At 71.7% G+C, this 21,731-nt stretch carries 21 protein-coding genes; 14 read left to right on the top strand and 7 right to left on the bottom strand.

The window, feature by feature from the left end:
* The first annotated feature begins 225 nt into the window (after positions 1-225).
* The 4 genes from QWJ13_RS01555 to QWJ13_RS01540 all read left to right on the top strand — a co-directional run bounded on the left by QWJ13_RS01555 (position 226) and on the right by QWJ13_RS01540 (position 4,090).
* The gene (locus QWJ13_RS01555; protein WP_316519985.1) at positions 226-465 is read left to right on the top strand and encodes a chaplin; all 240 of its coding nucleotides are present in this window, start codon (positions 226-228) and stop codon (positions 463-465) included.
* A 138-nt stretch (positions 466-603) separates the two neighbouring features.
* A complete protein-coding gene (locus tag QWJ13_RS01550) occupies positions 604-2,235 on the top strand; it encodes an AMP-binding protein (RefSeq protein WP_316519984.1) in 1,632 nt (543 codons plus the stop codon).
* A gap of 65 nt (positions 2,236-2,300) precedes the next feature.
* Entirely contained in the window at positions 2,301-2,753 is a 453-nt protein-coding gene (locus QWJ13_RS01545; RefSeq protein WP_316519983.1) for an SRPBCC family protein, read from the top strand.
* 68 nt (positions 2,754-2,821) lie between these two features.
* Positions 2,822-4,090: an APC family permease gene (locus tag QWJ13_RS01540; RefSeq protein ID WP_316519982.1), complete on the top strand. Its 1,269-nt coding sequence runs from the start codon at positions 2,822-2,824 to the stop codon at positions 4,088-4,090.
* A 63-nt stretch (positions 4,091-4,153) separates the two neighbouring features.
* On the opposite strand, the gene QWJ13_RS01535 is transcribed toward QWJ13_RS01540, so the two are convergent.
* Both QWJ13_RS01535 and QWJ13_RS01530 read right to left on the bottom strand, forming a co-directional pair.
* Entirely contained in the window at positions 4,154-4,555 is a 402-nt protein-coding gene (locus QWJ13_RS01535) for a YccF domain-containing protein (RefSeq protein ID WP_316519981.1), read from the bottom strand.
* Between the two features lie 246 nt (positions 4,556-4,801).
* Positions 4,802-6,010: a S28 family serine protease gene (locus QWJ13_RS01530; protein WP_316519980.1), complete on the bottom strand. Its 1,209-nt coding sequence runs from the start codon at positions 6,008-6,010 to the stop codon at positions 4,802-4,804.
* A 143-nt stretch (positions 6,011-6,153) separates the two neighbouring features.
* Between QWJ13_RS01530 and QWJ13_RS01525 the strand changes: the two genes are divergently transcribed.
* Positions 6,154-6,804, top strand: a complete 651-nt coding sequence (locus QWJ13_RS01525; protein ID WP_316519979.1) for a LysE family translocator — start codon at positions 6,154-6,156, stop codon at positions 6,802-6,804.
* Between the two features lie 345 nt (positions 6,805-7,149).
* On the opposite strand, the gene QWJ13_RS01520 is transcribed toward QWJ13_RS01525, so the two are convergent.
* Positions 7,150-8,109 carry an aldo/keto reductase gene (locus QWJ13_RS01520; RefSeq protein ID WP_316519978.1) on the bottom strand — a complete coding sequence of 320 codons (960 nt, stop codon included), beginning with the start codon at positions 8,107-8,109 and terminating at the stop codon, positions 7,150-7,152.
* 192 nt (positions 8,110-8,301) lie between these two features.
* Between QWJ13_RS01520 and QWJ13_RS01515 the strand changes: the two genes are divergently transcribed.
* From QWJ13_RS01515 to QWJ13_RS01505, 3 genes are all read left to right on the top strand, one after another.
* Entirely contained in the window at positions 8,302-8,685 is a 384-nt protein-coding gene (locus QWJ13_RS01515; RefSeq protein WP_316519976.1) for a DUF6153 family protein, read from the top strand.
* A gap of 106 nt (positions 8,686-8,791) precedes the next feature.
* Complete coding sequence (locus QWJ13_RS01510; RefSeq protein ID WP_316519974.1) at positions 8,792-10,399, top strand: multicopper oxidase family protein; 1,608 nt, start codon at positions 8,792-8,794, stop codon at positions 10,397-10,399.
* Between the two features lie 302 nt (positions 10,400-10,701).
* Positions 10,702-12,750, top strand: a complete 2,049-nt coding sequence (locus QWJ13_RS01505; RefSeq protein WP_432277407.1) for an APC family permease — start codon at positions 10,702-10,704, stop codon at positions 12,748-12,750.
* An 84-nt stretch (positions 12,751-12,834) separates the two neighbouring features.
* On the opposite strand, the gene QWJ13_RS01500 is transcribed toward QWJ13_RS01505, so the two are convergent.
* Positions 12,835-13,482: a transglycosylase family protein gene (locus tag QWJ13_RS01500; RefSeq protein ID WP_316519973.1), complete on the bottom strand. Its 648-nt coding sequence runs from the start codon at positions 13,480-13,482 to the stop codon at positions 12,835-12,837.
* Positions 13,483-13,737: 255 nt separating this feature from the next.
* On the bottom strand, positions 13,738-14,409 hold the full coding sequence (locus QWJ13_RS01495) for an ArsR/SmtB family transcription factor (protein ID WP_316519972.1): 672 nt from the start codon (positions 14,407-14,409) through the stop codon (positions 13,738-13,740).
* Between the two features lie 136 nt (positions 14,410-14,545).
* Here QWJ13_RS01495 and QWJ13_RS01490 point away from each other — a divergent pair, with 136 nt between their 5' ends.
* The 3 genes from QWJ13_RS01490 to QWJ13_RS01480 all read left to right on the top strand — a co-directional run bounded on the left by QWJ13_RS01490 (position 14,546) and on the right by QWJ13_RS01480 (position 18,233).
* Positions 14,546-15,817 carry an MFS transporter gene (locus QWJ13_RS01490; RefSeq protein ID WP_316519970.1) on the top strand — a complete coding sequence of 424 codons (1,272 nt, stop codon included), beginning with the start codon at positions 14,546-14,548 and terminating at the stop codon, positions 15,815-15,817.
* A gap of 190 nt (positions 15,818-16,007) precedes the next feature.
* On the top strand, positions 16,008-17,564 hold the full coding sequence (locus tag QWJ13_RS01485) for a purple acid phosphatase family protein (RefSeq protein ID WP_316519968.1): 1,557 nt from the start codon (positions 16,008-16,010) through the stop codon (positions 17,562-17,564).
* 195 nt (positions 17,565-17,759) lie between these two features.
* Positions 17,760-18,233: a YceI family protein gene (locus QWJ13_RS01480; RefSeq protein ID WP_316519967.1), complete on the top strand. Its 474-nt coding sequence runs from the start codon at positions 17,760-17,762 to the stop codon at positions 18,231-18,233.
* A 24-nt stretch (positions 18,234-18,257) separates the two neighbouring features.
* On the opposite strand, the gene QWJ13_RS01475 is transcribed toward QWJ13_RS01480, so the two are convergent.
* Positions 18,258-18,932: an O-methyltransferase gene (locus QWJ13_RS01475; RefSeq protein WP_316519966.1), complete on the bottom strand. Its 675-nt coding sequence runs from the start codon at positions 18,930-18,932 to the stop codon at positions 18,258-18,260.
* A 100-nt stretch (positions 18,933-19,032) separates the two neighbouring features.
* On the opposite strand from QWJ13_RS01475, the gene QWJ13_RS01470 reads away from it, so the two are divergent.
* Entirely contained in the window at positions 19,033-19,923 is an 891-nt protein-coding gene (locus QWJ13_RS01470; RefSeq protein ID WP_316519964.1) for a phosphorothioated DNA-binding restriction endonuclease, read from the top strand.
* A 6-nt stretch (positions 19,924-19,929) separates the two neighbouring features.
* Here the strand turns inward: QWJ13_RS01470 and QWJ13_RS01465 are convergent, their stop codons facing one another.
* Positions 19,930-20,283 carry a hypothetical protein gene (locus tag QWJ13_RS01465; protein WP_316519963.1) on the bottom strand — a complete coding sequence of 118 codons (354 nt, stop codon included), beginning with the start codon at positions 20,281-20,283 and terminating at the stop codon, positions 19,930-19,932.
* A gap of 191 nt (positions 20,284-20,474) precedes the next feature.
* Here QWJ13_RS01465 and QWJ13_RS01460 point away from each other — a divergent pair, with 191 nt between their 5' ends.
* Positions 20,475-21,326, top strand: coding sequence for a helix-turn-helix domain-containing protein (locus tag QWJ13_RS01460; protein WP_316519962.1), 852 nt, complete (start codon positions 20,475-20,477; stop codon positions 21,324-21,326).
* A 12-nt stretch (positions 21,327-21,338) separates the two neighbouring features.
* Positions 21,339-21,536, top strand: a complete 198-nt coding sequence (locus tag QWJ13_RS01455) for a DUF397 domain-containing protein (protein ID WP_316519961.1) — start codon at positions 21,339-21,341, stop codon at positions 21,534-21,536.
* Positions 21,537-21,731: the final 195 nt, after the last annotated feature.

The following is a 21,731-nucleotide window of genomic DNA, read 5'->3' as shown; positions in this document are numbered from 1 at the left end:
TGGCCCGGCGGCCGGGGCGGAGGCGGTCGGACTCGGCCCGTATCCGGCCCGGGACCTGCTGGAATCACGGAGCGTCGCCGGTCCGGTGACCGAGGTGGAGGAGGGGCGGGCGGGCGACACGCCCCAGGACGGGGCAATCCGGCGTGCGGGGGAGCGGATCCCTTGTGATCGTGGGCGGGTGTGATCGTCACACTCCGAACCTCTGTGCTCACAAGGAGCGACGCAATGCGTATTCGCACCACCCTCGCCGCCACTGCCCTCGCCGCGGTGACGGTCCTCGCCGGTGCCGGCACCGCCTCCGCCGGCAACGCCGTGGCCGAAGGCGTCGACGCCGGCAACCCCGGCGTCCTGTCCGGCAACCAGTTCCAGATCCCGATCAACCTGGAGCTCAACCTCTGCGGCGACTCGGTCGACATCATCGGCCTCGCCAACCCGGCCTTCGGCAACATCTGCGTCAACGAGTAGTCCCGCGCGCTGGGGCCGCCCGTCGAACCCGAGGGGCGGCCCCAGCGCCGTGTCCGTACCCCCGTTCGGGGGTGGTGGCGCGGGGCCGGGGCCGGGACCATGGTCGTGTCCCGCACCATCGCACCCAGGAGCCAGCCCGTGTCGACCACGCCGACCCCGCGCAGCTACGCCTCCGGCACCTCGGACGTCCCGCTGCTCGGCGACACCATCGGGGAGAACCTCGACCGCGCGGTGCGCGCCTTCCCCGAGCGCGACGCCCTGGTCGACCGGGCCACCGCCCGCCGCTGGACGTACGCCGAACTCGCCGCCGACGTCGACGCCCTGGCCCTCGGCCTGCTGGAACTCGGGATCGCCAAGGGCGACCGGGTCGGCATCTGGGCGCCCAACTGCGCCGAGTGGACGCTCACCCAGTACGCCACCGCCAAGCTCGGCGCGATCCTGGTCACCGTCAACCCGGCCTACCGTGCCCACGAGTTGGAGTACGTGCTGAACCAGGCGGGCATCCGGCTGCTGGTCGCCGCCGAGCGCTTCAAGACCTCCGACTACGCCAGGATGATCGAGGAAGTCCGGCCCCGCTGTAACGAGTTGGAGAGCGTCCTGCTGCTCGGCAGCCCCGCCTGGGACGCCGTCCTCGCCACCGGCAAGCGGGCCGACGCCTCCCGACTCGCCGAGCGCCAGGCCGAGTTGGCCCCAGACGACCCGATCAACATCCAGTACACCTCCGGGACGACCGGTTTCCCCAAGGGTGCCACGCTCTCGCACCACAACATCCTCAACAACGGTTACTTCGTGGGGGAGTTGCTCGACTACAGCGAGCAGGACCGGATCTGCATCCCGGTGCCCTTCTACCACTGCTTCGGCATGGTGATGGGCAACCTCGCCGCCACCTCGCACGGCGCCTGCATGGTCATCCCGGCCCCCTCCTTCGAGCCCGGCGCCACCCTGGCCGCCGTCGCCGCCGAGCGCTGCACCTCGCTGTACGGCGTGCCGACCATGTTCATCGCCGAGCTGGCCGACCCGGCCTTCGAGAGCTACGACCTCACCAGCCTGCGCACCGGCATCATGGCCGGCTCGCCCTGCCCCGCCGAGGTGATGAAGGAGGTCATCGGGCGGATGGGGATGGCCCAGGTCTCCATCTGCTACGGCATGACCGAGACCTCGCCGGTCTCCACCCAGACCCGGGGGGACGACCCGGTCGAGCGCCGGGTCGCCACCGTCGGCCGGGTCGGGCCGCACCTGGAGGTCAAGGTCGTCGACCCGGTCACCGGCCTGACCGTCCCGCGCGGCGAGCCCGGTGAACTGTGCACCCGCGGCTACTCCGTCATGCTCGGCTACTGGGGCGAGCCCGAGCGCACCGCCGAGGCCGTCGACGCCGCCCGCTGGATGCACACCGGGGACCTCGCGGTGATGGACGAGTCCGGCTACCTCGCCATCACCGGGCGGATCAAGGACATGGTGATCCGCGGCGGCGAGAACCTCTACCCGCGCGAGATCGAGGAGTTCCTCTACACCCACCCGGACATCCTCGACATCCAGGTCATCGGCGTCCCCGACGCCAAGTACGGCGAGGAGCTGATGGCCTGGATCCGGATGCGCGAGGGCGCCGAGCCGCTCACCGCCGAGGCCGTGCGCGAGTACTGCACCGGGCGGCTCGCCCACTTCAAGATCCCGCGCTATGTGCACGTGGTCGAGGAGTTCCCGATGACGGTCACCGGGAAGATCCGCAAGGTCGAGATGCGGGCGGAGGCCCAGCGGATCCTGGGACTCTGATCCAGGGCCGTCCGCGCGGGCGAGTCCGGGGGGCGCGGCGGCCCGCCCGGCGGGAGAGTGTGATCATGCCCCTCGACGTCACAGTGGAACGCCTGATCCCCCTCCCGCCCGCCACGGTCGCCGCGTACGCGATGGACTGGCGCCACGACTCCGAGTGGACCGAGGGCGTCCGCAGCGCCACCCTCACCCGGGCGGCCGATACCGGCGGCGTCGACACCGACGGTGGCGGCTTCGGTGTCGGCGCCGAGGTCACCCGGACCGCGCGCTTCCTGGGCCGGACCTTCAGCTACGTGCTGCGCGTGGTGCGCCACGCCCCGCCGACGGTGCTCGACCTGGTCTCCGTCGCCGGCCCGATGCCCATGCGCGTCACCTACACCTTCGAGCCCACCCAGGCCGGCACCTTCGCCCGCATCCGCGTCCGCGGCGGCCCCTGCCTGGTCGGCCCGCTGATGTCCCGCCAGGTGCGCGGCGCGCTGACCAGGGATCTGCGCGCCCTGGAGGCCCGGCTCACCGGGTGACCACTGCCGTTTCCCTCCCTCCGGTAGGGTGCGCCGACACCACAGCCGGAACGGGAGAGGTACACCGCATGAGTTCGTCGCCGACGGCGGCCGGGCCGGGAGAGCTGCGGCGGCACCTGGGGGTGTTCGACGCCGTGGTGATCGGCCTGGGCTCGATGATCGGCGCCGGGGTCTTCGCCGCCCTCGCGCCCGCCGCGGGGGCCGCCGGGTCCGGACTGCTGATCGGGCTGGCGCTGGCCGGCGCGGTGGCGTACTGCAACGCGACCTCCTCGGCCCGGCTGGCCGCCCGCTACCCGCAGTCCGGCGGCACCTACGTCTACGGCCGCGAGCGCCTCGGCGAGTTCTGGGGGTACCTGGCCGGCTGGGGCTTCGTCGTCGGCAAGACCGCCTCCTGCGCGGCCATGGCCCTCACCGTCGGCTCCTACGTCTGGCCCGCCCACGCCCACGCCGTCGCGGTCGCCGCCGTGGTGGCGCTGACCGCCGTCGACTACGTCGGCGTCCAGAAGGCCGCCTGGCTGACCAGGGCGATCGTCGCCGTCGTCCTGGCCGTGCTCGCCGCCGTGGTCACCACCTGCCTGACCAGCGGCGAAGCCGACACCGGCCGCTGGGCGACCGGCGCCGACGCCGGGTTCCACGGCGTCCTCCAGGCCGCCGGCCTGCTGTTCTTCGCCTTCGCCGGGTACGCCCGGATCGCCACCCTCGGCGAGGAGGTCCGCGACCCGCGGCGCACCATCCCCCGCGCCATCCCGCTCGCCCTCGGCATCACCCTGGTCGTCTACGCCGCCGTCGCCCTCGCCGTCCTGGCCGTCCTCGGCCCCGACCGCCTCGCCCACACCGCCGCGCCGCTGGCCGACGCCGTCCGGGCCGCCGGCCTGCCGGGGCTCGCCCCGGTGGTCCGGGCCGGTGCGGCGGTCGCCGCCCTCGGCTCGCTGCTCGCCCTGATCCTCGGGGTCTCCCGCACCACCCTGGCGATGGCCCGCGACCACCACCTCCCGCACCTCCTGGCCGCCGTCCACCCCCGTTTCGGCGTCCCGCACCGCGCCGAACTGGCCGTGGGCGCGGTGGTCGCCCTCGCCGCCGCCTTCGCCGACGTCCGCGGCGCGATCGGCTTCTCCTCCTTCGGCGTCCTCGCCTACTACGCCATCGCCAACGCCGCCGCCTGGACCCTCACCCCCGCCGAAGGCCGCCCGCCCCGCGCCGTCCCGATCATCGGCACCGCCGGCTGCCTCGCCCTCGCCCTCGCCCTCCCCGCCACCTCCGTCCTCTCCGGCGCCGCCGTCCTCACCCTCGGCGCCGCCGCCTACTTCGCCCGCCGAGCCCTCACCCGCCGCGCCTGAATCCCCCGGAAACGCCGACGGCCGGCGAGGGCAGCTGCCCTCGCCGGCCGTCGGCGTCCGTGACTAGCGTGCGCCCCACTCCTGGTCGGTGGAGACGACCTCGCGGCCGAGCGGCATCAGCGAGATCGGGATCATCTTCAGGTTGGCCCAGCCGAAGGGGATGCCGATGATCGACAGGAACAGCGGAATGCTGGTGAGCAGGTGCCCGATCGCCAGCCACCACCCGGCGAAGATCAGCCAGATGACGTTCCCGACACAGGACGCCGGCCCGGCGTCCGGGCGCTCGACGGTGGTCCGTCCAAAGGGCCACAGTATGAAGCCGGCGATCCGGAACGACGCGATGCCAAAGGGGATGGTAACGACAAGTACGCAGCAAATGATTCCGGCGAGCGCGTAGGCGAGAGCCATCCAAATCCCGCAGAAAACCAACCAGATGACATTGAGGACGAATTTCAGGGCGCTCATGCTCGGTACCTTCTCACGGCTGATGTCGTTGTACTACGACCTGCCATGCCCGCCGGTGAACGCGTCTACGCCCTTAGGGGTCGATCCTCAGGGATCGGTCGGGGTGAGCCGGCGAGCGCGAGTCCGTACGTCGGAGTGTGTCATGGCCGCGAGCACCTCGCCGGCCTGTTGACCGGCTCGCTGGAGTCCTACGGCGACGCCCCGCCGACAGCGCGAGCCGGCGCCGAGCCGGTCGTCGGCTCACCGCTACATTCCCGCCCAGCGGCGCAGGGTGGCGGTGGCCGAGGTGGCGTCGGCGGCGGGGAGTTGGGCGATGCGGACCGAGTGCGTGCCGCCCGGCACCTGGTAGAGGTAGGAATCCCGGGAGCCGGCCCCGAGGCGGAAGGGCTCGGCGACGGAGGGGTCGGCGGCGCCGTTGACGAACATCAGGTGTTCGCCGTGGGTGCGCACCCAGCGGTCGACGTCGCGCATCGCCTGCGGCTGGTAGCGCATCGGGATGTCGCGGGGGACGAAGGTGCGCGGTTCGGTGGCGCCGGGGTAGCGGATCAGGTCGGTCAGGTGGTCGGTGTCGACCGTGAAGTAGCCCAACTGGGTGCCCAGTTGGTAGAAGTACGGGACGAACTGGTAGGCCACCGAGTCGGCGTAGACCGGTAGTCGGGCGACGTCGGAGAGCCAGTTGTGGAGGGCGTCGTCGGAGGCGTCCGGAGCGGGCACCGCCGGGCAGGCCGTCTGGCCGTGCCCCTGCCAGAACATGAACGGCGCGCGCAGGACGGCGATCTCGAAGGCCTTGTCCGCGCTGCCGACGAGAGCGAAGCCGTCGCCCTTCGCGTCCGCCCACGCCTGGTAGCGGGCGACCAGGACCGTGCGGCGCTCCAGCAGGGCGCGCTGGGCGGCCTGTAGGGCGGCGCGGCACTCGGGGGTGCCGGCCGTGCGCAGGAAGTCGAGGTAGGCGGTGTCGTCTCGGTCGTCGACGTTGTTCGGCGCGGAGTAGGCGACTGATCCGGCCACGTCCCGCGGGTAGAACCGGTGGTGGTAGACGGTGGTCATGCCGCCCTTGCTGCCGCCGGTGGAGATCCACGGCGCGCGGTAGACCGCGCGCAGAGCCTCGATCACGTGGTGGTGGTCGGCGGCGGCCTGCCGGATGTCGAGGTTGTTCCAGTCGGCGGGATCGGGGCGGGAGGTGCCGAAGAACCGCTGTTCGGTGGTCACCTGGTTGCCGTCCAGCAGTTCGGTGGGCTCCGTGCGGTACTGGTCGGTGGAGACGGCGTAGCCGCTGGTGTAGAGCACGGTCGGGCGGTCGGTGCCGCGGTGCAGAAGGGTGAGCTGCTGCTCGAAGCCGCCCCGCTCGGGGTGGCGGTGGTCGGCAGGCTGGTGCAGCGTCAGCACGAAGAACCGGAAGCCGGGCGCGGCCGGCTTCTCCTCCACGATCCGCAAACCCGGGCGACCGACTGTCATGCCCGGGAGCCGTGCGCATCCGGCGTGTGACCAGGGCGCCGCGCGCCAGGGAGGCGACGACGGTCCCGGCGGTCACGGTTGAGCCGCGGTGATCGTGAGCTGCTAGGTTGCGCGCAGGCGAACGTGCGTACGGAGGTAGTGCTGTGATCGGGCTGGGAGCGATAGCGGGGATCGCGGTGGTGGAGCTCGGCATGGTGCTCACACCGGGACCGAACATGATCTACCTGGTCTCCCGCTCGATCGCCCAGGGCCGCCGGGCGGGGCTGACCTCGCTGGCCGGAGTGGCCCTCGGCTTCCTGGTGTACCTCTTCGCGGTGTCCGCCGGCATCGCCACCGTCTTCGCGCTGGTGCCGGAGATCTACCTGGCGGTCAAGCTCGCCGGGGCGGGCTACCTGCTCTGGCTGGCCTGGAAGGCTGTCCGCCCCGGCGGTCGATCCGCCTTCGCCGCCCAGGAGTTGGAGCAGGACAGGCCCCGCAAGCTCTTCCTGATGGGCCTCCTCACCTGCCTGCTCAACCCCAAGGTCGCCATTCTGTACATCTCGCTGCTGCCGCAGTTCGTCGATCCGTCGCGCGGCCATGTCGCACTCCAGGGGCTGCTGTTGGGACTGACGCAGATCGCGGTGGGGGTCGCGGGAAACGCGTTCTTCATCGTGACGGCCGGCTCCGTCGCCGGGTTCTTCGGCCGGCACCCGCTCTGGCAGCGCCTGCACCGCTACGTGATGGGCACCGCGCTGGCCGGTTTCGCGGTCAGGATCGCCACCGAGCGATCGGGCGCAGCGGTCGCCGTGCACTGACCTCAGGGGGTTCCCGAGTTCCACCCGTGCTCACCCCCCGCGGCGGGGTCGTGGGGTGCGGACGCGCAGCCGGTGCGCGAAGCCGCCGTCCGGGTCGCCCACCACCTCGCCCCGCTCGTTCCCGGACCGGATGCGGACGAGGTGGTGGCGGCGATCGCCCGGCAGGCCGCGGTGGTGGGCGGCTCCGAATCCACCCCGGACGCGCCGCCGGAGCTCCTCCTCTTCGGGCTCTTCGCCCCTTATTGCCGGATGGCGGCCTGCCTCACGTTGAGACCCGACCGTTCGAGGCCCGTGGGTGACGTTTCTCCGGGGCCGCCGGGGCCGCCGGGGCCGGTCCTGGACCGCTCAGGCCGCGGTGTCCAGGCGGTGGCGTTGGTGCTGGTCGAGGGTGAGGTCCAGGGCGCCGAGGCTCTCGTCGAGTTGGGCGACGGAGCTGGCGCCGATGATCGGGACGGTCGGGACGGGGTGGCCGAGCAGCCAGGCCAGGACGACCTGGTTGACGGTGGCGCCGGTTTCCTCGGCGACCTCGGCGAGGGCGGTCAGTCGGGCCTCGGCGGCCGGCCACTGGTACTGCTCGGGGAGCGGTCGGTCGGGGCGGGTGTAGGAGCCGCCGAGGAGCGGGGAGTAGGCGAGCAGGGTCAGCGACGGGCGCGGGGCGAGATAGGAGAACAGGGCCTCGTCGGCGTGGCGTTGGATGCCGAAGTCGGCGTCGGGGCGGGGGCGCAGGTAGCTGTGGCGCTGCTGGATGCACCGGTAGCCGGGCCAACCGCGGTCGGCAGCAAGGTCGTTGGCCGAGGAGAGGTCGGCGGCGCTGTGGTTGCTGCAGCCGAGGGTGGCGACCTTTCCGGCGGTGACGAGGTCGGCGAAGGCGCCCATGGTCTCGTCGGTCGGGGTGGCCGGGTCGGTGATGTGGGCGTAGTAGAGGTCGAGACGGTCGGTGCCGAGGCGGCGCAGGCTGCCCTCCGCCGCCCGGCGCAGGGCGGGCGCGGAGAGTCCCTCGATGTGCTCGGGGAAGGGGAGTCCGGGCACCGGGCGGGCGCCGGCCTTGGTGGCGAGCACCAGGTCGTCGCGGTTGCCGCGACGGGCGAGCCAGCGGCCGAGCAGTTCCTCGCTCTCGTGGCCGTTGGCGCCGGGGGCCCAGAAGGCGTAGTTGTTCGAGGTGTCGATGAACGTCCCGCCGGCTTCGGTGAAGCGGTCGAGGATCGCCGTCGCGGTCTCCTCGTCGACGGTGGTGCCGAAGGTCATCGCGCCGAGACAGAGCGCGCTGGCCGGCGGGCCGTCAACTCCGAGGCTGCGGTAGTGCATCGGTCTTCCCTCCACGGGGGTCGGTGGTGGCCCGGTCGTGGCCGGGCCATCGGGATCATTACCCAGACCTTGCCGCCGTCCGACGCGGGTGTTCGGTGCTGGTGTTCGGTGCGGCCGTCCGGTGCGGTCCGCGGCGTAAGGTCGGGATACCCTGCGGGGGTACATGATCGCGAGGCGGACGGGAGGCGGGGGATGGCGCGGTCGTTGCGCCTGCTGCTGCTCGCCGCGTTGCTGTTCGGCATCGTGACCATGCACACGCTCGGCCATCCGAGCGGCGGACACAGCGGACACAGCGGGCACTCCGGGGCGCATGTCGCCGTGATGCATGCGATGGGTGCCGACCACCACGGCCCGGCCGTCGACCCCGCCGCCCCCGGCGGCATGGACCCGATGGAGGTCTGCCTCGCCGTCCTGGCGGGCTGGACCCTGCTGCTCCTCCTCACCGGCCCGCTGCTGCGCCGCAGCGGTGACGCCGCCGCCGACGTGCGGGCCCGGCTGCTGCGGGCCGTTCGCGCGCTGCCCCCGCCCGGGGGCGGGCGGATACTCCTCACCCGGCTCTCGGTGCTGCGCCAGTAGGCGCGCGCCCGCCGTCCCGCGCCCGCGTGCGCCCCGAAGCGCCCGCGCACGGAACTGCAGACGCGCCGTCCTGCACACCTACACACCGCACGAGGTGCACTCCGCCATGCGCACACCCACCCGCCGTACCGTCCTCGGCGCCGCACTCGCCGCCGCCGGCACCGGCCTGCTCACCGCCTGCTCCTCAGGCTCCATGAAGGGCATGGACCACGCGTCCATGAACCACGGCGCCGCGAGCGCCGCGGCCGACCCGGCCGGCTACCTCGCCCCGAACGGCCCCGAGGTCGCCGCCGCCGAGGCCAAGCGCAACCCCGGCCCGGAGCGCAAGGTCGCGCTCACCGCCACCGAGACCACCCTCGATCTCGGCGGCCGCACCGTCCGCAGCTGGGCCTACGGCGACCGCCTGCCCGGCCAGGAGGTGCGCGCCACCGTCGGCGACACGCTCGCCGTCACCCTCGCCAACCACCTGCCGCAGCCCACCTCGCTGCACTGGCACGGCCTGGCGCTGCGCAACGACATGGACGGCGTGCCGGGCCTGACCCAGGCCGACATCAAGCCCGGCGCCTCCTTCGACTACCGCTTCGCGCTCGGCCACCCGGGCACGTACTGGTTCCACCCGCACTCCGGCGTCCAGCAGGACCGCAGCCTGTACGCCCCGCTGATCGTCGAGGACCCCAAGGAGCCGCTGGCCTACGACAAGGAGTGGGTCGTCGTCCTGGACGACTGGCTGGACGGGATCGACGGCAGCACCCCGGACGCCGTCCTGGCCGAACTCGCCCAGGGCATGGGCGGGATGGGTGGTATGGACCACTCGGGACACTCGGGACACTCCGGCCACGACATGTCCGGGATGCCCGGGATGGAAGGAAGTTCGAGCGCCGTCGGCCCCAGTCGGATGCTGATGGGCGCTCAGAGCCCGCTGCTGGGTGGTGACGCCGGCGACGTCGCGTACCCGTTCCACCTGGTCAACGGCAAACTCCCGGCCGCCCCCGAGACCTTCACCGCCAAGCCCGGCGACCGGATCCGCATCCGGCTGATCAACGCGGGCGGCGACACCGCCTACCGGGTCGCCCTCGGCGGCCACGAGCTGACCGTCACCCACACCGACGGCTTCCCGGTCGAACCGGCCACCACCCAGGCGCTGTTGCTGGGCATGGGCGAGCGCTACGACGTGCTGGTCACCGCCAAGGACGGCGTCTTCCCGCTGACCGCGCTGGCCGAGGGCAAGAACGCCACCGCGCTGGCCGTGCTGCGCACCGGCGGCGGCGCCGCGCCCGCCGCGGCCGTCCGCCCGGCCGAGTTGGACGGCAAGCTGGTCACCGCCGGGCAGCTCAAGGCCGCCCCGGGCGTGCGGCTGCCCGCCAAGGCGCCGGACCGCACGGTGAAGCTGGAGCTCACCGGCGGGATGGCGAAAGGGGATTGGGCGTTCAACGGCCGCACGTACGACCCGGCGCAGCGCCACCCGGTGGCGGCGGGCGAGCGGGTGCGGCTGGAGTTCCGCAACAGCACCGCCATGTGGCACCCCGTCCACCTGCACGGACACAGCTTCGCGCTGCCCGGCGACGGCCCGCGCAAGGACACCGCGATCGTGCTGCCGGGCACGACCCTGGCCGTCGACTTCGACGCCGACAACCCGGGTCTGTGGATGGTGCACTGCCACAACGTCTACCACTCGGAGACCGGCATGATGACCGTCCTCGGCTACCAGGCCTGATCCCGGCTCCGAAGTCCGGTTCGGGGGAGCCGTGGATCAAACTCCGGCTCCCCCCCCCCGAGGAGGGAGCCCCGGATCTCGGCGGCGAAAGGACCCCGGGCCGCACCGCCGGCCCGGGGTCCCGCCGCACCCGGAGCCCGGCGGCACCCGAGGCCCCGCGCCGTGCCACCCGCCCCGACCTGCGCGGCAATGACGTTTTCTTAACGCGGCCCGGTAGCGGATTCTTAACGCCCGTCGCATAGCCTGTCGCACTGCCGTCGCCCGACGGCGTTTTTACGGGGTCTTTAAACAAGAGGTGCAAGGTGGTTTCGTCGGGTTCGACGGAGACGGCGGAGGCGGACGCGCCGTCGGCACGAATACGCCTCCGCAGCTGGCTGCTGGAGGACGTGACCGCGGCGAAGCCCGCGAAGCGGTCCACGGCGGGGGACGCCTCGGAGAACGTCGCTCAGACGCCGTCCGAGGGCGCGGAGGCCGAGGGCGAGGTGGCGGGGGAGCCGGCCGCGCACGGCGGACCCACCGGCCAGCGCTGGTGGCGGGTGATGTGCCTGACCGGCCTGGACTACTTCTCGACGCTCGGCTACCAGCCGGGCATCGCCGCCCTCGCCGCGGGCGTGCTGTCGCCGATCGCCACCATCGTGCTGGTGGTGGTCACCCTGCTGGGCGCGCTGCCGGTCTACCGGCGGGTGGCCCAGGAGAGTCCGCGCGGTGAGGGCTCGATCGCCATGCTGGAGCGGCTGCTGTCGTTCTGGAAGGGCAAGCTGTTCGTCCTCGCCCTGCTCGGCTTCGCCGCCACGGACTTCCTGATCACCATCACGCTGTCCGCCGCCGACGCGAGCGCGCACCTGGTGGAGAACCCGCACCTGACCGGCTTCCTCGGCGGCAAGCAGGTGCTGATCACCCTGGTCCTGGTGGCCATGCTCGGCGCGGTCTTCCTCAAGGGCTTCAGTGAGGCGATCGGCCTGGCCGTCGCCCTGGTGGGCGTCTACCTGACGCTGAACGTGGTCGTGGTGGTCGTCGGCCTCTGGCAGATCATCTCGGCGCCGCACGTGGTCACCGACTGGACGGACGCGCTGACCGCCCAGCACGGCAACCCGATCCTGATGGTCGGCGTGGCTCTGGTGACCTTCCCCAAGCTGGCGCTCGGCCTGTCCGGCTTCGAGACCGGCGTCGCGGTGATGCCCCACATCAAGGGCGACCCGACCGACACCGAGGCCGACCCGGCCGGCCGGATCCGCGGCACCCGCAAGCTGCTCACCACCGCCGCCGTGATCATGAGCTGCTTCCTGATCGCCACCAGCTTCATCACCACGCTGCTCATCCCGGCCGACCAGTTCAAGGCCGGCGGCGAGGCCAACGGCCGCGCCCTGGCGTACATCGCGCACGAGTACCTGGGTGGCGCCTTCGGCAGCGTGTACGACCTCTCCACCATCGCGATCCTCTGGTTCGCCGGGGCCTCCGCGATGGCGGGCATGCTCAACCTGCTGCCCCGCTACCTGCCGCGCTACGGCATGGCGCCGCACTGGGCGCGGGCCGTGCGGCCGATGGTGATCGTGCTGACCATGATCGGCTTCCTGGTCACCTGGATCTTCGACGCCAACGTGGACGCCCAGGGCGGCGCGTACGCGACCGGCGTGCTGGTGCTGATCAGCTCGGCCGCCATCGCGGTGACCATCGCCGCGCACAAGAAGCGCGAGCGGGGCTGGACCGTCGCCTTCGCGGTGATCGCGGCGATCTTCCTCTACACCACCGTGCTGAACGTGCTGGAGCGCCCGGACGGCCTGAAGATCGGCGCCTGCTTCATCGCCGGCATCATCCTGGTCTCGCTGCTCTCCCGGCTGCGCCGCGCCTTCGAGCTGCGCGTCACCAATGTGGCGATGGATGACGTGGCGGAACGTTTCATCAGGGACTACGCCCACCGCCCCCTGCGGCTGATCGCCAACGAGCCGAGCCACCGCGACGTCGCCGAGTACCGCGACAAGATCCGCCAGATCCGCGCCGACAACGACATCCCCGGCGAGGACGACCTGGTCTTCGTCGAGGTGACCGTCCGCGACGCCTCCGACTTCGAGGCCGAGCTGACCGTGCGCGGCGAGGTGCTGCACGGCCGCTACCGGGTGCTCACCCTGGAGAGCTCCAGCATCCCGAACGCGCTCGCCGCGCTGGCGCTGAACATCCGGGACCGTACCGGGCAGCAGCCGCACCTCTACTTCGAGTGGACCGAGGGCAGCCCCTTCGCCCAGTTCCTGCGGTTCTTCCTGTTCGGACAGGGCGAGGTCGCGCCGGTCACCCGCGAGGTGCTGCGCGAGGCCGAGCCGGACCGCTCGCGCCGGCCCCGGGTGCACGTCGGCTGACGTCCGCCCGGCCGCACCGACGGCCCGTCCGCTCTCGTCGAGTCTCATCGAGAGCGGACGGGCCGTCCGTGTTTCAGGTGGGGGTCAGGACGGGAGGTCGAGGACCTGGCCGGGCAGGATGAAGTTCGGGTCCTTGCCGATGATCGCGCGGTTGAGCTCGTAGAGCTCGGGCCAGCCGCCGGCGATGTGCAGGCGCTCGGCGAGGTCGGCGAGGTTGTCGTTCGGCCGGACGGTCCAGGTGTCGTCGTCGTTGTCGACGGCGGTGGAGGCGGAGGGGGCAGTGGACGGGGCGGTGGACTTGGCCGGGGCCGCCGTCTTCGGCGGCGGGGCGGCCGCGCGGTCGTGGCCCCGGGCGGCGTGGGCGCCGCAGACGGGCCAGGGGGACAGCCCGCGGCGGTCGGCGAGTTGCTCGGCGACGGCGATCTGCTCCTCGCGGCTGGCCAGGTCGGCGCGCGGGGCGTAGCCGAGGCCGCCGTTCTCGCGCCAGGTGGGCTGGTCGAACTGGAGCCCGCCGTAGTAGCCGTTGCCGGTGTTGATGCGCCAGTTTCCGCTGCTCTCGCAGGCTGCCACGCGGTCCCAGTCGTACGAGCCGCCGTCCGCCTTTCCGGGGTCGGACCCGCCGTCGCGGCCTGGTGGTGCGGCGTGGGCCGCTGGGGCGGCGGCCAAGGCCACGGTCAGGGCGCAGAGCGCGGTCGGGACGATGCGGCGCAGATGGGGGCCGGTGGGAGGCATGGGCGGCTCTCAAGCTCGGGGACAGGGCTGGCACCGTCCGTGGACGGCGCACAACCACCCATGCACGCCGGGTCGGGCGATTCGCCGCCGACACGTCCGGCAGGTCACTCGCACGGCGGCCCGGTGCCACCCCGGCGGCCCGCGGCCGATCGGCCGTCACCCTCGTCGTGAGCTTCGCCGTCCGCCGGGCCCCCGAGGTTGTTCGAAGAAGGGTGCGAACGAGGGCGGACGATCGAGCCCTCCGGGCCCGGGAACTCAGGCCCCGGAGGCTCCCGAGGCCACCGGCAGATCGGCCAGGCGCCACTCCAGCATCCCGTCGTTGAGCCGCACCGCCCGGCGCCCGCGGGCGGTGAGCAGCCGGACCGCGTCGTACGCCAGCACGCAGTACTCGCCGCGGCAGTAGACGACGACCTCGGTGTCCGCGGGCAGCTCGTCCAGCCGGTCGGCCAGCTCGTCGACCGGGATGGAGAGCGAGCCGGGGATGTGCCCGGCCAGGAACTCCTCCGTGGGGCGAACGTCCAGCACGACCAGGTCGCCGGCCTCGGCGCGGGCGCGCAGCTCCTCGGCGCCGACCTCGCGCGCGCCGTCCTCGCCGAGGTAGGCGTCCAGCGCGGCCGGCACCGCGGCCTGGTGGCGCTCGGCGACCTTGCGCAGCAGGGCGAGCAGCTCGCCGACGTCCGGGCCGGAGAGGCGGTAGTGGATGCGCACGCCCTCGCGGCGGGTGGCGACGAAGCCGGCCTGCTTGAGCGCCTGGAGGTGGGCGGAGGCGGTGGTCAGGTTCAGTCCGGCCGCCTTGGCGAGCGCGTCCACGGTGCGCTCGCCCTGGGCGAGCAGGTCGAGCAGCTCCAGCCGCTTTCCGCTGGCCAGGGCCTTGCCGCTGGCCGCGAACGCGTCGTAGAGCTGCGCCTTCGCTTCGGTCTTGGCCATCGTGGTCACCGCCTCCTCCAAGGTTCCATGGAATATCGTACGCTAGGGCCATTATCCATAAATCCATGGAATATTGTCGATGGCGTCGGCCGCTGCAGCCGCGCGCAGGCCGCACCCCGTCAGCACAGGAGGACCGATGAGCACAGCGACCCCGGAGGCGCCCACGCGGGAGGAGGCCCGGCCAGTGAGGCTGGGCCTGCGCGAGAACTGGTTGCAGTTCACCCTGCTGGTCGTGGTCACCGCCACCGTCGGCGGGCTGGTCGGCCTGGAGCGCACCACCGTGCCGCTGATCGGCTCCGAGGTCTTCCACCTCGCCAGCGACCTCGCCGTCTTCTCGTTCATCATCGCGTTCGGCGTCACCAAGGCCCTGACCAACCTCGCGGCCGGTGCGCTGACCGCCCGCTTCCGCCGCAAGCAGCTGCTCGTCGCGGGCTGGCTGCTGGGCATCCCGGTCCCGTTCGTCCTGGCCTGGGCGCCGTCCTGGGGCTGGATCGTCGCCGCCAACGTGCTGCTCGGCATCAACCAGGGCCTCACCTGGTCGATGACCGTCAATATGAAGATCGATCTGGTCGGCCCGGCCCGCCGTGGGCTCGCCACCGGCCTCAACGAGGCGGCCGGCTACGCCTCGCTCGGCGCGACCGCGCTGATCACCGGCTACCTCGCCACCTCGTACGGGCTGCGGCCGACGCCCGAGCTGATCGGCGTGGTGTTCGTCGTCGCCGGCCTCGCGCTCTCCCTGGCCGTCCGCGACACCGCGGCGCACGTCGCGCTGGAGCTCGCCCAGCACCCCGAGCCCGCCGCGGGGGAGTCGCCGAGCCTGTGGCGGACCTTCGCGGACACCTCCTGGCGGGACCGCTCGCTGCGCGGCGCCAGCCAGGCGGGCCTCGTCAACAACCTCAACGACGGCCTCACCTGGGGCGTCTTCCCACTGCTGTTCACCGACCACGGGCTCGGCCTCGCCGCGATCGGCCTGATCAAGGGCCTCTACCCGCTGCTGTGGGGCTTCGGCCAGATCCCCACCGGCCACCTGGCCGACCGGGTCGGCCGCAAGCCGCTGATCGTCACCGGCATGCTGGTGCAGGCCGCCGGCCTCGGCCTCGCCCTGGTGCTGCTCGACCGCCCGCTGCTGGCCGGCATCGTCTCGGCGGTGCTGCTCGGCCTCGGCACCGCGATGGTCTACCCGGCGCTGATCGCCTCCGTCTCCGACCACGCCCACCCGAGCCGGCGGGCCAACTCCCTCGGTACCTACAGGTTCTGGCGGGACATCGGCTACGCGGCGGGCGCCCTGCTCGCCGGGGTGCTGGCCGACGCGCTCGGCCTGAGCGCCACCATCGTGGCGGCGGCCGTGCTCACCGCGGCCTCCGGGCTGTTCGCCGCGCGGCTGATCCGGGAGAAGGCCGCGCACTGACGGCCGCGCACTGACGGCCGTGGCGCCGAAGGTCGTATACCGAGGGTCCCCGGCCATCCGCCGTTCAGCTGCCGTTCGCCGTCCGCACGGCCGGGTGTGATCCGGCCGTGCGGTTCGGCTGGGAGCCTCCTGGGCGATTCCCCGATCCCAGGAGGCGGCAGTGGTGGCAGGTCCTTCCCGTAGAACGGTCATGCGCGCAGGAGCGGCGGCGGGCACGCTCGCCGCGTCCACCGCACTGTGGACGCAGCCGGCGGTCGCCGGCACCCCCGGCCCGGAGCAGATCCACCTCCAGTGGGGCGACGAACCCTCCCGCGAGATGACGGTCTCCTGGGCGACGGCGGCCTCGGTGAGCCGCCCCCGGGTCCGGATCGGCACCCCGCGCGGCGGCGCGGGCCGCACCGTCGACGCGCGCAGCCGCAGCTACGTCGACGGCCTCAACAAGGTCGAGACCTTCACCCACCACGCCCGCCTGGACGGCCTGCGGCCCGACACCACCTACGTCTACGAGGTGCTGCACGACGGCGCCACGCCGGTGCGCGGCACCTTCCGCACGGCGCCGGCGTGCGGGCGGGCCGCGTTCCGCTTCACCAGCTTCGGCGACCTCGGCACCGGCGACAACGTGTTCAGCAAGTCCTCCATCCACGGCGCGGCGGCCGTCCGCCAGGTCGAGCAGTTCGACCCGCTGTTCCACCTGCTCAACGGCGACCTCGCGTACGCCAACAACAACCCGCAGCGCCAGCCGCAGGCCTGGAACGCGTTCATGAACAACATGGCCACCTCGGCCGCCCGTCGCCCCTGGATGCCCACGCCCGGCAACCACGAGGTCGAGGCCGGCGGCGGCGACCTCGGCTACGCCTCGTACCTCACCCGCTTCGAGCTGCCGGACAACGGCACCCGCGACCACTGCGGCAACTGGTACGGCTTCCAGGTCGGTTCGGTGCTCTTCGTCAGCCTGGACGGCAACGAGATCGCGGTCGAGGACGACGCCAGCATCGACCCGGCCACCGGGCATTCCATCTACATCAGCGGCTACAGCGAGGGCGCCCAACTCCGCTGGCTGGACCGGCTGTTGTCGCGGGCCCGGAGCGGCAGGTCGGTGGACTGGATCGTGGTCTACCTGCACCAGTTCGCGATGTCCACCTCGGCCGCCAGCCACGGCGGCGACATGGGCATCCGGGAGAAGCTGCTGCCGCTGCTCGACCGCCACTGCGTCGACCTCGTGCTGGCCGGCCACGACCACGACTACGAGCGCACCCACCCCGTGCGCGGCACCGCCCCCGGCGGCCTGCTCACCCCGGCCGTCGTCGCCGACGACCTGCGGCAGATCGACACCTCGCAGGGCACCGTCCACCTCATCCTCGGCGGCGGCGGCACCGCCGGCCACGACGACGTCTACCTCCCCGCCGGCGCCGACGGCGTCCGCGAGGGCTTCGTCCGCACCCAGCGCCTCACCTACAAGGCCGACCCGGACGCCAAGGAGAAGGCCCACTGGTCGGCGGTCACCGACCCGGACACCCACTACCCGTACGGCGTCGCGGTGTTCGACGTCGACCCGGGCCTGCTGCCCGGCGGCCGCACCACCATCACCGTCAGCTACTACCACTCGGTCCCGGCCACCGCCGCGAACCCGCTCCCGACGCCGGTGCTGTACGACCGCTTCACCCTGTACCGGGACCGCAGCGACGGCTGGGCGGAAGACGACGACCAGGGCGAGGACGCCCGACTCGCCGCCGCTTTGCGGCAGTAGCCGACGTGGGGCCCGCCGTGCGGCTCGGCACGGCGGGCCCCCTCACATCCCGGCGGCTCCACTTTTAACGCTGTGGATACGTAGCGGGTCCTGTGAGGACTGGTGCACTGCGTCTGGGCGCGAGAGGCTGATCGGGCGAACTGCTCTTCAACGTAAGGTGATTACGACATCATGGTGACTCCGGGAACGTACGAGATGGACCCGATGGGCTCGTCGGTTCGCTTCGAGACCCGGGCCCTGTTCGGGCTGCTCCCAGTCCGGGGCACCCTCACCGTCGGGCGCGGCCTGATCACCGTCGCCGATGCCGTGGAGGAGTCGTCGGTGGACGTCGTCATCCTGGCCGCCGGGTTCGAGTCCGGCAATCGACAGCGTGACGACCATGTCCGGTCCGCCGACTACCTGGACGCGGACGGGCATCCCGAGATCGGCTTCCGCAGCGCACGCCTTGAACGCTCGGTCGCGGGAGCGCTGTTGGATGGGGAGCTGACCGTGCGGGGAACCACCGGGCCGTGCGCCGTCACCGTTGAGTCCATCGCCTTCGACGGGCGAGGGTTCACGGCCCGGGGCATCGCCATGGTCGACCGGTACGCCTTCGGGATCACCAAGGCCAAGGGCATGACGGGTCGCTATCTCACGATCACCGTGGACATCACCGCTAACCCGGCCTGACGGCCTTGGGGTTGCCGCCCGGCGTCAGTGGGCGCGGCGGATGATCGTGAAGCCGTCCCAGCCCTTGGAGCCCACCGTCTGGAGCGCGGTCGCCTCCAGGCGGGCGTCCTGGGCGATGTCCGCGAGAACGGTGCGCACGCCCTGGACCCGGTCATCGGGGCTGTCCGGATCGGTGACGGCGCCGTTGCGCACGACGTTGTCGATGACGATCACGCTCCCGGGGTGGGTCAGCGCGAGCGCCGCCCTCAGGTACTCGGGGTTGCTGGGCTTGTCCGCGTCGATGAACACGAAGTCGTACGGCTCCGCGCCGTCCTCGATGAGTCGGTGGGCCGAGTCCGCCGCAGGACCGACGAGGACGTCCACACGGTCGGCCACGCCCGCGCGCTCAAGGTTCATGCGGGCGATCGCGGCGTTGTGCTCCTCCAGTTCCAGCGAGGTGACGCGCCCCTTCTCGCCGACGGCGCGCGCGAGCCACACGGTGCTGTAGCCGGCCAGGGTGCCGAACTCCAACACCCGTGTCGCACCGGCTATGTGGCACAGCATCGCGAGGAGCTTCCCCTGGTTCGGCGCCACCTCCGCCTGCGGCATCGTGGTCCGCCGGCCGGATTCGCGGGCCTCGATCAGCGCCTCGTCCTCGGGGACGAGCGTGTCCACGAAGTAGGCGTCGACCTCGCGCCAGTCTTCTTCGGATGCATACATCGACGGCTCCTCGGATCGTGTGCCTCGCCAGTGCTTCCTGTGCGTTCCGACAGCCTATGGCCACGGAATCCCCTGGAAAGAATCACTTAGGCTGCCGAGCATGGACTGGCTCGATCAGGTGGTGCGGCTGAAGCGCTGGACGAAGGACGGCGTGCGGGCGCCGCACAAGCCGTTGTTGCTGCTGTACGCGCTGGGCAGGTACCAGCAGGACACGGAGGGCGGACTGCGATACAGCGCGGTGGAGGGGGAGTTGAAGCGACTGCTGGCCGAGTACGGGCCGGCGAATCCGACGACCCCCGGGTATCCGTTCCACCACCTGGTCAGCGACGGAGTGTGGGAGGTCCGGACCGATCAGGGGCTGGGGAGCCCCGGCAGTGCGGTCGGGGCGCTCCGGTCGAGCGGGGCCACCGGACGGCTGGCGCCCGCGCTGCGGACGGCACTTGGCGAGGAGCCGGCGCTCCTGGGGCGGATGGGGAGGGCGTTGTTGGACGCGCACTTCCCGGTGTCGCTGCATGCCGATCTCTGTGAGGCGGTGGGCCTGGATCTGGAGCAGGCCGAGGGCGGAGTTGAAGCCCGGATCCGGCGGCAGCGGGACCGGCGGATGCGTGAACTGATACTCACCGCTTACGAGTTCCAGTGTGCGTTCTGCGGGTACGACGGGGCGCTCGGGGGGAGCGTGGTCGGGCTGGAGGCGGCTCATGTGCGGTGGTGGTCGCATGACGGGCCGGATGAGGTCGACAACGGGCTGTGCCTGTGCTCGCTGCACCACAAGTTGTTCGACAAAGGGGTGTTGGGGCTGGGGGAGGGGCATCGCATTCTGGTGTCCCGGCGCTTCGTCGGCCGCAGTGAGGCGAGTCGGCGACATGTACTCGCGCTGTCCGGGCGTACGGTCATCGGGCCGCAGGCGGGGGTCGCGCCGGTGGCGGAGCGGCACCGGGAGTGGCATGCGCGGCAGGTGTTTCATGGGGAGCCGCGCCAGCCGGTCGGGTAGGTGGGGTCAGGCGGCTTCGGGGTGGTCCGTCACGGCGGAGGTCGGCTGCGCGAGCCAGACCAGGCGGGCGGTGATGCCCGGCCGGCGGGAGAAGTGGTGGACGGCGCGGTCGGGGGAGGTGAGGGTCATCTGCGTTCGGCCGGTGAGGCTGGTGACATGGGTGGAGCCGCTGCTGTCGACGATTCCCCAGGCCGCGACCCAGCCGTCGGCGTCAGGGAGACCGAGGTCGCACACCTGGACGACGGCGAAGAGGCGGGGTGCGATGTCGAGGACGAGCCCGCAGAGTTCCTGGTCAAAGGCCGTGTCGACGGTCGGCAGGGGCTTGGCGGGATTGGAGTTTTGCGGGGGCGCGGCAGTCATGGAATTCTCCTACGTGAAGGGGAGTTGGGTGGGCCCGCTGCCATCCCCCACCACGGGCAGCGATCCTCCCTGACGCAGGATCAAAAATAGCCAGTCGGTGGAATGTAGTCCACCGCCATTGAGGGATTGATGGCACCTCCACCCCAACGAGTGAACGGCGCCGGCCACGGCCGGTGAGGGAAGGAACGCGGATGCCGCCCAGCAAGATCCCGCCGAGCATCCGGCAACGGCGACTCGGCGCAGAACTGCGCCGGTTGCGCGAGCAAGCGGGACTGTCGGTGACGCGCGCCGGAGAGTTGCACGGCGCCACGCAGTCCCGCATCAGCAACATCGAGTCCGGCGGATACCCGGTGAGCGCGGACCGGGTGCGGGCCCTGGCGCGTCTCTACGAGTGCGCGGACGACGCCCTGGTCGAGGCGCTGACCCGGATGACCGGCGGTCGCACTCGGGGCTGGTGGGAGGAGTACCGCGAGATCCTCCCGGCCGGAGCGCTCGACCTGGCAGAAGTCGAGCATCATGCGCGATCGATGCGGATTGCCTCGGTGGTTCACATCCCTGGACTTCTCCAGACCCCTGAGCATGCTCGCGCACTCTTCCGGGACGTAGTCCCGCCCCTGTCTCCACCTGAGGTGGAGCACCTTGTTTCTCATCGCATCAAGCGACAATCAGTGCTTTACGGCGAGCAGTCGATGCCGCTGTTGGCGATAGTCCATGAGACCGCCTTGCGTATGGGCTTCGGCGGTCCGGAGGTTGCCCTTGATCAGCTGGATCATCTGCTGACCATGAGCGAGCATCCTCACATCGACCTGCGGGTGATTCCGTTCGGGACCGGCAGTTTCCCCAGCTCCGGCGCCGGAATCGTATACATCCACGCTGAGGTTGCCCGGTTGGATACTGTCCAGGTCGATGGGGATCGATTCGAGTTCATTGACGCTGAGCCGCAGCTGATCAAGTATCGAGCCGTGCTGGATCGGCTGGAGGCGACTGCGCTCAAGCCCGAGGCGTCCCGTGACGTCATCCGCCGTATCGCCCGAAGCATGTGAGACGGGAAGACCATGATTGTTGAGAGCTGGCAGAAGTCCTCGTTCAGTGGCGACACCGCCAACTGCGTCTACGTCACGGCGGCGCCCGACGGCACCGTCAAGATGCGTGAGAGCGATGAGCCTGATGTCATCATCACGACGTCGCCTGCCAAGCTGCGTGACCTCCTGGGCGGAGTGAAGGCCGGAGAGTTCGACCACCTGGCGGCGTAGCTGGAGTCTTCATGGTGGAGGGGCCCGCCGTGCTGGCGGGCCCCTCCAGGCTTGATTGGGTTCAACCGAGGTGGAGCTTCCGCTGGTTGATCGCTGTAAATCGCTTCAACAAGTTTGGCCAGCTCGGCGGCGGTCGGCGGGACGTGGCGCAGCCGGGCTTGGAGGGCGGCCCAGAGCAGCGCGATTACCGGGAAA

This window comes from Kitasatospora brasiliensis (assembly GCF_032654805.1).
In the GTDB taxonomy this organism is placed as follows: Bacteria; Actinomycetota; Actinomycetes; order Streptomycetales; family Streptomycetaceae; genus Kitasatospora; species Kitasatospora brasiliensis.
This window is presented reverse-complemented; position numbering and strand designations above follow the sequence as displayed.

Bases quoted from the DNA above. Each gene is read 5' to 3' on its own strand.
- QWJ13_RS01555 (WP_316519985.1), top strand. From the start codon at position 226: ATGCGTATTCGCACCACCCTCGCCGCCACTGCCCTCGCCGCGGTGACG.
- QWJ13_RS01545 (WP_316519983.1), top strand. From the start codon at position 2,301: ATGCCCCTCGACGTCACAGTGGAACGCCTGATCCCCCTCCCGCCCGCC.
- QWJ13_RS01540 (WP_316519982.1), top strand. From the start codon at position 2,822: ATGAGTTCGTCGCCGACGGCGGCCGGGCCGGGAGAGCTGCGGCGGCAC.
- QWJ13_RS01535 (WP_316519981.1), bottom strand. From the start codon at position 4,555: ATGAGCGCCCTGAAATTCGTCCTCAATGTCATCTGGTTGGTTTTCTGC.
- QWJ13_RS01530 (WP_316519980.1), bottom strand. From the start codon at position 6,010: ATGACAGTCGGTCGCCCGGGTTTGCGGATCGTGGAGGAGAAGCCGGCC.
- QWJ13_RS01520 (WP_316519978.1), bottom strand. From the start codon at position 8,109: ATGCACTACCGCAGCCTCGGAGTTGACGGCCCGCCGGCCAGCGCGCTC.
- QWJ13_RS01515 (WP_316519976.1), top strand. From the start codon at position 8,302: ATGGCGCGGTCGTTGCGCCTGCTGCTGCTCGCCGCGTTGCTGTTCGGC.
- QWJ13_RS01510 (WP_316519974.1), top strand. From the start codon at position 8,792: ATGCGCACACCCACCCGCCGTACCGTCCTCGGCGCCGCACTCGCCGCC.
- QWJ13_RS01500 (WP_316519973.1), bottom strand. From the start codon at position 13,482: ATGCCTCCCACCGGCCCCCATCTGCGCCGCATCGTCCCGACCGCGCTC.
- QWJ13_RS01495 (WP_316519972.1), bottom strand. From the start codon at position 14,409: ATGGCCAAGACCGAAGCGAAGGCGCAGCTCTACGACGCGTTCGCGGCC.
- QWJ13_RS01490 (WP_316519970.1), top strand. From the start codon at position 14,546: ATGAGCACAGCGACCCCGGAGGCGCCCACGCGGGAGGAGGCCCGGCCA.
- QWJ13_RS01485 (WP_316519968.1), top strand. From the start codon at position 16,008: ATGCGCGCAGGAGCGGCGGCGGGCACGCTCGCCGCGTCCACCGCACTG.
- QWJ13_RS01480 (WP_316519967.1), top strand. From the start codon at position 17,760: ATGGACCCGATGGGCTCGTCGGTTCGCTTCGAGACCCGGGCCCTGTTC.
- QWJ13_RS01475 (WP_316519966.1), bottom strand. From the start codon at position 18,932: ATGTATGCATCCGAAGAAGACTGGCGCGAGGTCGACGCCTACTTCGTG.
- QWJ13_RS01470 (WP_316519964.1), top strand. From the start codon at position 19,033: ATGGACTGGCTCGATCAGGTGGTGCGGCTGAAGCGCTGGACGAAGGAC.
- QWJ13_RS01465 (WP_316519963.1), bottom strand. From the start codon at position 20,283: ATGACTGCCGCGCCCCCGCAAAACTCCAATCCCGCCAAGCCCCTGCCG.
- QWJ13_RS01460 (WP_316519962.1), top strand. From the start codon at position 20,475: ATGCCGCCCAGCAAGATCCCGCCGAGCATCCGGCAACGGCGACTCGGC.
- QWJ13_RS01455 (WP_316519961.1), top strand. From the start codon at position 21,339: ATGATTGTTGAGAGCTGGCAGAAGTCCTCGTTCAGTGGCGACACCGCC.